General features: G+C 69.3%; 9 protein-coding genes. 8 read left to right on the forward strand and 1 reads right to left on the reverse strand.

Features of this window, described 5'->3' with window-relative positions:
* Window positions 1-10 precede the first annotated feature (10 nt).
* The 3 genes from AB0J46_RS40175 to AB0J46_RS40185 all read left to right on the forward strand — a co-directional run bounded on the left by AB0J46_RS40175 (window position 11) and on the right by AB0J46_RS40185 (window position 5,481).
* Entirely contained in the window at window positions 11-2,302 is a 2,292-nt protein-coding gene (locus AB0J46_RS40175) for an HAD-IC family P-type ATPase (protein ID WP_364339953.1), read from the forward strand.
* Window positions 2,299-4,026 carry an arginine--tRNA ligase gene (gene argS, locus AB0J46_RS40180; RefSeq protein ID WP_364339955.1) on the forward strand — a complete coding sequence of 576 codons (1,728 nt, stop codon included), beginning with the start codon at window positions 2,299-2,301 and terminating at the stop codon, window positions 4,024-4,026. Before AB0J46_RS40175 ends, argS begins: the two co-directional genes overlap by 4 nt.
* A gap of 162 nt (window positions 4,027-4,188) precedes the next feature.
* Complete coding sequence (locus AB0J46_RS40185) at window positions 4,189-5,481, forward strand: hypothetical protein (protein ID WP_364339957.1); 1,293 nt, start codon at window positions 4,189-4,191, stop codon at window positions 5,479-5,481.
* A gap of 6 nt (window positions 5,482-5,487) precedes the next feature.
* On the opposite strand, the gene AB0J46_RS40190 is transcribed toward AB0J46_RS40185, so the two are convergent.
* Window positions 5,488-5,871, reverse strand: a complete 384-nt coding sequence (locus tag AB0J46_RS40190; RefSeq protein ID WP_352320833.1) for a cell division protein SepF — start codon at window positions 5,869-5,871, stop codon at window positions 5,488-5,490.
* A gap of 170 nt (window positions 5,872-6,041) precedes the next feature.
* Between AB0J46_RS40190 and AB0J46_RS40195 the strand changes: the two genes are divergently transcribed.
* From AB0J46_RS40195 to AB0J46_RS40215, 5 genes are all read left to right on the forward strand, one after another.
* A complete protein-coding gene (locus AB0J46_RS40195) occupies window positions 6,042-6,812 on the forward strand; it encodes a PhzF family phenazine biosynthesis protein (RefSeq protein WP_364339959.1) in 771 nt (256 codons plus the stop codon).
* 98 nt (window positions 6,813-6,910) lie between these two features.
* Window positions 6,911-7,345 (forward strand): Hsp20/alpha crystallin family protein, encoded by a 435-nt coding sequence (locus tag AB0J46_RS40200; RefSeq protein WP_364339961.1) that lies wholly within the window; start codon window positions 6,911-6,913, stop codon window positions 7,343-7,345.
* A 57-nt stretch (window positions 7,346-7,402) separates the two neighbouring features.
* Window positions 7,403-7,714, forward strand: coding sequence for a MerR family transcriptional regulator (locus tag AB0J46_RS40205; RefSeq protein WP_364339963.1), 312 nt, complete (start codon window positions 7,403-7,405; stop codon window positions 7,712-7,714).
* A gap of 472 nt (window positions 7,715-8,186) precedes the next feature.
* The gene (locus AB0J46_RS40210) at window positions 8,187-8,642 is read left to right on the forward strand and encodes a hypothetical protein (protein ID WP_364339965.1); all 456 of its coding nucleotides are present in this window, start codon (window positions 8,187-8,189) and stop codon (window positions 8,640-8,642) included.
* A 417-nt stretch (window positions 8,643-9,059) separates the two neighbouring features.
* Window positions 9,060-9,464 carry a hypothetical protein gene (locus tag AB0J46_RS40215; RefSeq protein ID WP_364339967.1) on the forward strand — a complete coding sequence of 135 codons (405 nt, stop codon included), beginning with the start codon at window positions 9,060-9,062 and terminating at the stop codon, window positions 9,462-9,464.
* Window positions 9,465-10,098 lie beyond the last annotated feature (634 nt).

Consider the following 10,098-nt stretch of genomic DNA (forward strand, 5'->3'; position numbering starts at 1 on the left):
CGGGGGAAATGTGGACGGCCTCACCTCAGCACAGGTCGCGGGGGCGAAGACCAACGAGGTGCCGCGGCGGTCGAGCAGATCGCTCAGCGCGATCATCAGGGCGAACGTGTTCACCCTGTTCAACCTGGTCATCGGCGTGCTCTGGGCGCTGATCCTGATCTTCGGCGAGTGGCAGGACGGCCTGTTCGGCCTGGTGATCGTGGCCAACGCGCTGATCGGCATCGTCCAGGAGCTGCGCGCCAAGCGCACCCTCGACAAGCTCGCCGTGATCAACGAGGCTCCGGTCCGCGTCCGCCGCGACGGCCGTGAGCAGCAGGTCGAGCCGCACCGGGTCGTCCTCGGCGACCTGGTCCTGCTCGGCTCCGGCGACCGCCTGCTGGTCGACGGCGAGGTCGTCGGCTCCGACGGCCTGGAGGTCGACGAGTCGCTGCTGACCGGCGAGGCCGACCCGGTGCACAAGAAGCCCGGCGACCAGGTGTTGTCGGGCAGCTTCGCGGTCGCCGGCGCCGGCGCGTACGTCGCCACCCGCGTCGGCACCGACGCCTACGCCGTGCGGCTGGCGGAGGAGGCCAGCAAGTTCCACCTCGCCCACTCCGAGCTGCGCGAGGGCGTGGCGAACTTCATCAAGTACATCACCTGGCTGGTCGTGCCGATCGGCGCTCTGCTGATCTACAGCCAGCTGCACAACTCCGCCGACTTCTCCACCGCCATCACCGGCGCGGTCGCCGGCATCGTCACCATGATCCCCGAGGGCCTGGTGCTGATGACCTCGATCGCGTTCGCCGTCGGGGTCATCCGCCTCGGCCGGCGCAAGTGCCTGGTCCAGGAGCTGCCCGCGATCGAGGGGCTGGCCAGGGTCGACGTGCTCTGCCTGGACAAGACCGGCACCCTCACCGCCGGCGGCATGGACCTCGACCAGGTGCTCCCGCTGCGCGACGGCCAGCCGGTCGAGCCCGCGCTGGCCGCCCTGGCCCACCTCGACGCCCGTCCCAACGCCACCGCCCAGGCCATCAGGGCCCGCTACCCCGCTCCCGCCGACGGCTGGTCGGCGGCCTCGTCCGTGCCCTTCTCCTCGGCCCGCAAGTGGAGCGGCGCCGACTTCGGCGGGCACGGCGCCTGGCTGCTGGGCGCCCCCGACGTGCTGCTGCACGACGGCGACGGTTACGACAAGGCCGCCGAGCTGGCCGCCACCGGCACCCGCGTGCTCGTCCTGTGCCGCACGCCCGACCTGCGGGCCGCCCAGGACGGCGGGCCCGTCGAGCCCGTCGCGCTGGTCACCCTCAGGCAGCGGATCAGGCCCGACGCGCTCAAGACCCTCGGCTACTTCGCCAAGCAGGGCGTCACGGTCAAGGTGATCTCCGGCGACAACCCGGAGGCGGTCTCCGCCATCGCCATGAGCCTGAAGATCCCCGGCGGCGACCGTTCCATCGACGCCAGGACGCTCCCCCAGGACGACCCCGACAAGCTCGGCGAGCTGCTCGACTCCCACACCGTGTTCGGCCGGGTCAGCCCGCAGCAGAAGCGGCAGTTCGTCGGCGCGCTGCAGGCCCGCGGGCACACCGTGGCCATGACCGGCGACGGCGTCAACGACGTCCTCGCGCTCAAGGACGCCGACCTCGGCATCGCCATGGGCGCGGGCAGCCCGGCCACCAAGGCGGTGGCCCAGGTGGTGCTGCTGGACGACAAGTTCGCCACGCTGCCGCACGTCGTCGGCGAGGGCCGCCGGGTGCTGGCCAACATCGAACGCGTCTCCAACCTCTTCCTCACCAAGACCTTCTACGCGATCGTGTTGTCGCTGGCCGTCGGCGTGGCCGGGGTGATGTTCCCGTTCGCGCCCCGCCACTCCACCCTCACCAACGCGCTGACCATCGGCATCCCGGCGTTCTTCCTGGCGCTCGCGCCCACGTTCGAACGGGCGCGGCCGGGGTTCGTCCGGCGGGTGCTGCGCTTCGCCGTGCCGGCGGGGGTGTTGTGCGCGGTCGCGGTGCTGCTGTCGTTCTGGGCCGCGCACAGCGGCACCTCCACCCTGACCGAGGACCAGACGTCCGCGGTGATCACCCTCTTCCTCACCACGTGGTGGGTGCTCGTGCTGATCACCAGGCCGCTCAACTGGTGGCGGATCACGCTGCTGGCGTCCATGGCGGGGCTCTTCGCGCTCGCCCTGTCGCTGCCGCCCGTCAGGCGCTTCTTCGCCCTCGCGCCCGGCGACCTCAGCAACGACCTGACGGCCGTCGGCATCTCCCTGGTGGCCGCTGCGGCGATCAGCATCGCGGTCAAGGTCGCCGGTACCCTTAGAACATGACCGACCCGCAGCTAGTGCTCACCGAGCGCGTCCAGCAGGCGCTGGCCAACGCGTTCGGCGCCGAGCACGCCGACGCAGACCCGCTGATCCGGCCCTCCCAGTTCGCCGACTTCCAGGCGAACGTCGCGATGAGCCTGGCCAAGCGCCTGCGACGGTCCCCGCGGGAGGTCGCCGAGGCGATCAAGGCCGAGCTGTCCGACTTCCCCGGCACGGTCGAGGTCAGCGGCCCCGGCTTCCTCAACATCACGCTCGCCGACTCCTGGATCGAGTCCCAGGCCGCGGGCATGCGCGACGACCAGCGCCTCGGCGTCGGCACCAGCACGCCCGCGCAGACCATCGTGATCGACTACTCCGCGCCCAACGCGGCCAAGGAGATGCACGTCGGCCACCTGCGCACCACCATCGTCGGTGACTCCCTGGCCCGCCTGCACGAACACCTCGGCAACAAGGTGATCAGGCAGAACCACCTCGGCGACTGGGGCACCCCGTTCGGCATGCTCATCGAGCACCTGCTCGACATCGGCGAGCCGGCCGCGGTCGCCCAGCTCGAAGCGGGCATGGGCACCGAGTTCTACCAGGCGGCGCGGGCCAAGTTCGACGCCGACGAGGGCTTCAAGCAGCGCGCCCGGGTCCGGGTCACCACCCTCCAGTCGGGCGACCCGGCCACCATGCGCCTGTGGCACGTCTTCATGGACGCCACCGTCCGCTACTTCAACAAGGTCTACTCCCTGCTCGGCGTCACGCTGACCGACGCCGACCTCGCCGGCGAGAGCATGTACAACCCCATGCTGGAGAAGACCTGCGCCGACCTCGAATCGTCGGGCGTCGCCGTCCACAGCGAGGGCGCGCTCTGCCTGTTCCCGCCCGGCTTCACCGGCTCCGACGACAAGCCCCTGCCGCTCATCATCAGGAAGAGCGACGGCGGCTACGGCTACGCCTCCACCGACATGGCGGCGATCCGCTACCGCGTCCACGACCTGAAGGCCGACCGCATCCTCTACGTGGTGGGCGCCGACCAGGCGCTGCACTTCCGCATGGTGTTCGCCTCCGCGCAGATGGCCGGCTGGCTGCCCGACACCGTCTCGGCCGAACACGTCCAGATCGGCATGATGCTCGGCAAGGACGGCCGCCGCTTCAAGACCAGGTCGGGCGAGTCCATCAAGCTGATGGACCTGCTCCAGGAGGGCGTCGACCGGGCCTCGGCGGCCATCGCCGAACGCGGCTACGACGAGGCCACCCGCAACGAGATCGCCCTCGCCGTCGGCATGGGCGCGGTCAAGTACGCCGACCTGTCGGTCAGCCACGACAGCGAATACGTCTTCGACTACGACCGCATGCTGGGCTTCACCGGCAACACCGGCCCCTACATGCAGTACGCCACCGCCCGCATCCGGTCCATCTTCCGCAAGGCGGACATGGAGCCGGCGGCCGCCACGTCCTCGATCCTGCTGGCCGAGCCCGCCGAGCGCGCCCTGGCCCTGCACCTGCTCGGCTTCGGCACGCTCATCGAAGAAGTCACCGCCCGCTCCGAGCCCCACCGGCTGTGCAACTTCCTCTTCGAGACGTCGAGCCTGTTCAGCACGTTCTACGAGCAGTGCCCGGTGCTGCGGTCCGACGTCGAGCCCGAGACCCGCGCCTCGCGGCTGGCCCTGTGCGCGCTGACGCTGCGCGTGCTCGAAACCGGCCTCGACCTTCTGGGCGTCCCCGTCCCCGACCGTATGTAACAGGCAGTTGGCTCAAAGTCTCCCGTTCCGTCATGGGCGCGCCTCCACCGGGTTGGCGCGCCCTAACGGCTAGGCTTTACGCGGTCATGAACTGAGGCCGAAATGGGGGAGTTCTCTGCCTTGAGCACGGACCTGACTGCGAGCCCCCAAGCAGCGACGGAGTTGCAACGCTACGCCGAGGCGCTGCTGGCGCACCTCGCCGCCAATGGCACCGCTCCTCCCGCCGCTCCGGGCTTTCGCGACATACCCGGCCACTGGCTGCCCCCTGCCGTCGAAGCGCTGGTCGCCATCCTCGCCGGCGACGACCCGCTCGAACCGCTGAGCAGGGCCGCTGGCCGTGACCAGCAGCAGACCGCGCTCTTCCTGTGCCTGGCCCTGGCGGTGTCCGGGCAGGGCAGCCGGATCCACGCCTCCTGGCTCGGCACGGCCTTCGGCGAGCTGTCGCTCGACCGTCCCGTCACCCACGGCCAGCGCTCGCTCTGGCTGGCCGCCGCCCGCGGCGCCTACGGCCCGGCCGGCAAGATCTTCGTGCTCCGCAAGCTCGACGCGCTGGCCGTGCAGGAGCACGCCGACGTCGAGGAGTGGGTGCAGGCGCTGGTGCCCGGCGAGCCCGCGGTCGTCGTGCCGCCGTCGCTGGCCGACTTCCCGGAGATGGCCGAAATCCCCGATCTGGCCCGTCCGGCGGTCGCGGCCGCCCGCCTGGCCAGACTGCGCGGCCGCTGCGCCGAGATCACCTCGGCCCGGCAGGCCGACCACGACTCCGCCGCCCCGCTCAGCAACAGCTCGGCCAGCCCGGCCGCGTCCTGGGCCGAGGACGAGCCGCTGGCGGTCCTGCGCACCCAGATCGGGCAGGGCGGCCCGGCCGGCCCGATGGCCTCGCTGATCTCCCACCTGCTCGACGACCTGCGCCCCGGCGCCGACCCGCACCTGGCCGCCATCGCCCTGCACGTCGCCGCGCCCATCCTGCGCGGCCTGGCCGAGGAGCTCGAGGCCGACAGCCGGCTGACGCCGCCGGCCACGCTGACCGTCCCGCTGCTCGGCCACCGCATCCACCTGCGCCCCGAAGGCCCCGACGAGACCTCGATCGCCACGGCGGAGCACGCCATCCTCACCGAGGGCGTCGTGCCGCGCGGCCGGCCATGGGCCGCGTTCGTGCTGATCGTGGCGGGTGTCGCGTGCCTGGCCGGAGCGGCGTTCAGCGCCTCGCTCCTGCTGGCCGCCGCCGGGGTGGCCATGCTCGGGCTGGGCGGCTGGCAGCTCTGGCAGCGCCACAAGACGATCGTCGCCGACGCCCGTTACGTGGCCGGCCAGGTCAACGAGCTGAAGGAGCTGGCCGAGGGCGCCGTCTGGGCCCTGCACGCCTACGCCAGAGAAGCGGACGCACGCGCGAAACAGGCCGCTGACGATGCAGCCGAGCTCACCCGGCTGATTCGTCGCGGCCCGCGCGCTGCTTAGACCCGATCAGGTCGTCTCGATCTCCACGTGCGCCGGCGCGAGCAGGAACACGCGATCGGCGATGCGCTCGATCCGACCCTCGCAACCGAACGCGAGCCCGGCGGCGAAGTCGACCATCCTCGTCGCCTCAGGCATCGCCATGCCCGTGACGTCCATGATCACCGTCTGCCCGTCACGGAAGTGCTGACCGATCAACGGTGCGTCGTTGTACTTGAGCGGCTGGACCATCACGATTCGCGACGCGTCGACGTTCGCGCGCCACCGCCGGGCGGCCCGCTCCGTCGCCGGAACGTACTCGTCCTCGTAGTGCTCGTCGTCGTCATAGCCGTCGTCGTAGTGATCGACCCCGCTCAGGCCAAGGTAGTTCACCACCTTGCGCACTGCCCCCATCGGCTTGTCCTTTCCTCAGGAACTCACCGTAATCGGCACGTCCCTACACATTGGACGGTAACCGACGATTCCGCATTCGCCACGCGACACGCCCAGCCCTAATTCCATTTTGTACAGCTTGCAACCCGCTTGCATCTGGATATCCGTCCCCCCCGTATAGCATCGGCCACATGCGCCTGTTCACTGTAGACGCCTTCACCGACACAGCTTTCAAGGGTAATCCCGCAGGTGTCTGCCTGCTGGACTCTCCGGTTACTGATGGGTGGATGCAGAGCGTAGCCGCCGAGATGAACCTCTCCGAGACCGCCTTCCTGCTCGGCGATTCCCTGCGGTGGTTCACCCCTGTGGTCGAGGTCACTCTCTGCGGTCATGCCACGCTGGCGACCGCTCACGTTCTGTATTCGACCGGCGCCGCGACCGGCCCCGTCGAATTCCGCACGGCCGGCGGAACGCTAACCGTGAATCGCGCCGCCGGAGACCTCATCACGATGGATTTCCCGGCCAAGGAGGTGACGCCCGTCACGGTTCCCGACGGCCTGGAGAAAGCGCTCGGAGCCACCCCGGTGCGGGTCGGGAAAAGCGACCTGGACCTGCTGGTCGAGGTCGATTCAGAGGAGACGGTACGCACCCTGCGCCCCGACATCCCGGCCCTGTCGGCAGTGGAGGCGCGCGGCGTCATCGTCACCGCCCGCGGCACCGGCACTGATTTCGTCTCACGATTCTTCGCTCCCCAAGTGGGCGTCGCCGAGGATCCGGTGACGGGCTCGGCCCACTGCGCCCTGTCGCCGTACTGGTCCGCGCGGCTCGGCCGCACGGCTCTGACCGGTGCGCAGCTCTCCGCCAGAGGCGGCCTGGTCCACACCCGCCTCGACGGCGACCGCGTCCATCTCGCCGGCCATGCCGTGACGATCCTCACCGGCACACTCCTCACGCCCGGGTAAAAACTTCCTTACCTTCCTTGCTTCCCCCTGCTCAGCTCTCTAACCTACAAATCGAGTTGGAGGTTAGCTATCACGACAGAAGCAGGAGGTTCGGAACCATGCTGCTGACTTCGATCGACCCGTTCTTCCAGGAGTTCGAGCGCCAGTTCAACCGGCTGGCCCGCCAGACCTTCGACAACGGCGGCGCCACCACGATGCCGCTGGACGGTCTGCGCCGCGACGACGACGTGGTCCTGCGCTTCGACCTGCCCGGCATCGACCCGGACTCCATCGAGGTGACCGTCGACCGGGGCGTCCTCACCGTCAGCGCCCGCCGCGAGGAAGAGATCGCCGAGAACGAACGCCTGTTCGTCCGCGAGCGCCCGATGGGCACGTTCACCAGGCGCGTCTACCTGTCGGAGCACCTCGACAGCGACCGCATCGACGCCGGCTACGCCAACGGCGTGCTCACCGTGCGCATCCCGGTCCTCGAACGCGCCAAACCGCGCAAGGTGGAGATCCGGCGCAACGACACGAAGGCCATCCGGGCCTGACCCGGCACCCGGGGGCGGGGCAGCCCGGCCCCGCCCCCGAACCCCGAGGAGGCCACGATGCCCGCGCTGCCCTTCGACGACGAACACGCCCCGCTCTACTCCCTGGGCCAGGTCGCCGAGATGCTCCAGGTCCGCCAGGCCTACCTCCGCCGCCTGGACGAACACGACGTCATCAGCCCAAGCCGCTCGTCCGGCGGCCAACGCCGCTACTCCCGCAGCGACATCCTGATCGTCCAGCACGTGACCGACCTCGCCGACCAGGGCATGACCCTGATCGCCATCCGCCGCATCCTGGAACTCGAACGCGAACTCGCCGACGTCCGCCGACAACTCAGAGAAGCCCGCATCCGCCTCGGTGATCCCACTTAGCATGCGGCGCCCCTGGGCGGGGTGCGCTTCCCGTCCTCTCCCCCCACAAGGCCAGCGGACCCTAAGGGAGACCGCGACGACGGGCACCAGCCCTCCAGAGCCTGCCCAGACCACCGGCGCCGAGGCGGCCACCCTCCGCCATCCCCATTGCCTGCCGCATCACCGCAGGTAATCGCGCCCCCCGATCCCCGGTCCCCCGCTACCGGCTACCGGCTACCGGCTACCGGCTACCGGCTACCGGCTACCGGCTCAAGCATCGCCCCCAGACCCCCGCTACCAGGTCGCCCAGGCACAGACGCCGCCCTGTCTTGTCGGGCATAGGATGCGCCCCTACCGCACCACCGCCGGACCCCGACAGGACTCGCCCGCCATGAAATCCCACCACGAACACCTTCGCACCCGGTTCCGAACCGCTCCGCTCCAACCCCCGCCCCCACCCTGGCGCCCCCTGCCACCAGTAGCGGTCGGAGGCTTGACCGGCGTCGGCTTCGCCGTACACCCCGAATCGGGCGAAGACCTCATCCTCGTGACCTCTCACCAGGGACGCGGCATCCTCAACTGCGTCACCGGCCATCGCACAGCACGCGACCCCGACCCAGAACCAGCCTGGCCGGACGACTACACCCTCACCTGCCAAGGCATAGGACCTCTGACAGGCACCCCCATCAAGATCTCCGGCCTCCTGGGCGGCGGACTGCACACGACCACCACGAATGGATGGTCCATCGATGTCGTCACCCCCGACTGGCCCATCGAAAGCGTCCTACTCTCCAGCGGCGGAGACCCCTACCGCGACGAACCCGGATCAACCTGGTGGCACATCCACCGCGAAGAGGGCTGCGAGCTCCGCGCAGCCGGCTTCTCCCCCACGGGCCGCACCCTGGCCATCGCCTCCAGCTGCACACTAACCCTCTTCGCCCACCCCTGACCTCCAGCCAACTGCCACGGCCTCAGAACGGCGAACCGGCAGAGCCTCACCAAGCTCGCGCTGACACCCAGCCCAGGTCCCCTGCCAACACAAGCCCGGCCCCTGGAGTACACAGCTATCCCACCAGTCCGGACAGTTGAGTGGGGCCATCCGACAGGCCGGCAACAGCACTGATGGGCGTGGACGTGACCTGGGCGACAGAGACAAAGCCCCATGCATGAGCAGGACTTCGCTGACAGCACCTCGTACCGGTCATCGCGAAGTCCCGGTCACCACCGAAGATAGGTCTGCTTCTTTGGCGCGGCTCCCACGGCTCGCTACTGGCTGTTGCGGCTGCCAGGAGCCGCTCGTAGGGCACGCAGCACCCTGACCGCGCCTCCTCCCCCACAGAGTGACAGCGTGGCCCATAATCGCCTGGTGAGCTGGGTGGCGAACGTCATGGTGTCGGTTGATGCGGTGGACCGGCCCAACGTTGAGGCGTTGAGCAACTGGTTGCGGGTCGAGGCTCCGCGGCGGGACCGACCAGGAATGGGATGTGGGTTCCTGACCGAGACGACCGGCCAGGATTCGCGATGGGGTGGCTGGAAGTTCCCCGAATGCAGCGTGTGGGCCCGGGCGCTCAATCACGCTGATCTGCCCGCGGTTCGTGATCGAGTCCAGAGCATCCCCTGGCGATGCCCAAACGCCGTCCAGGTGTTCTTGATGGCTCAAGAGGAGTCGTTCTTTCGGGTGTGGATGCTGCGGAACGGCATGCTGAAGCAGCATGCACCCACGCACCCGGGCGAGGAGGATGAGAGCTTCTTCACTGGCGATTCCAGGTGATTCCGGCCATTTATGTCGAGGCAGGCACGGGCGCGTTCGCAGCCGATGGGTCCACGCAGGCGACGGTGAAGCTGAACAGTTCCTGGTCCACCTACGCAACTTCGACACCTGAAGCCTGTCTGCGGTCGCGACGTTAACGCCACCTTGCGCAAGCCTGGTGAGAGTCGACCTGCAGCGGAGGCGTAGGGCCGGCCAAGGACGGGCCCAGAAGAGCATCGTCCCAGGAGCCGGATATGAACCCCCTCAGTCTCCTGCAAGGCAGGGGCCAGATAACGCCCCCTCAACCTCCTTCGAAATGGAGCAGGGCACGATCCCTCAGTCTCCTTGGAAGTGTGCCAGCTCGGACTGAGCAGAGGCGGAACCGACTGGGATCCGCCGAATGCGGTACCTGCGCCCTGCAACAGCGCACCCCGAGCCGATCCACCAGTCCACCCAGTACCCGCCACGGGCCGGCCCCCCCCTGAACCGGCACCGCCCACCACCAGCGCCCCGCCACCACACCACACCACACCCGGAATGGAAGAACCACCCCCGGAAATGCAGAAAGGGCCCCGACCGAAGTCGGAGCCCTTCCAAAAGATTGTCCGGCGGTGACCTACTCTCCCACACCCTCCCGAGTGCAGTACCATCGGCG

Source organism: Nonomuraea sp. NPDC049758 (assembly GCF_040674635.1).
Classification (GTDB): domain Bacteria; phylum Actinomycetota; class Actinomycetes; order Streptosporangiales; family Streptosporangiaceae; genus Nonomuraea.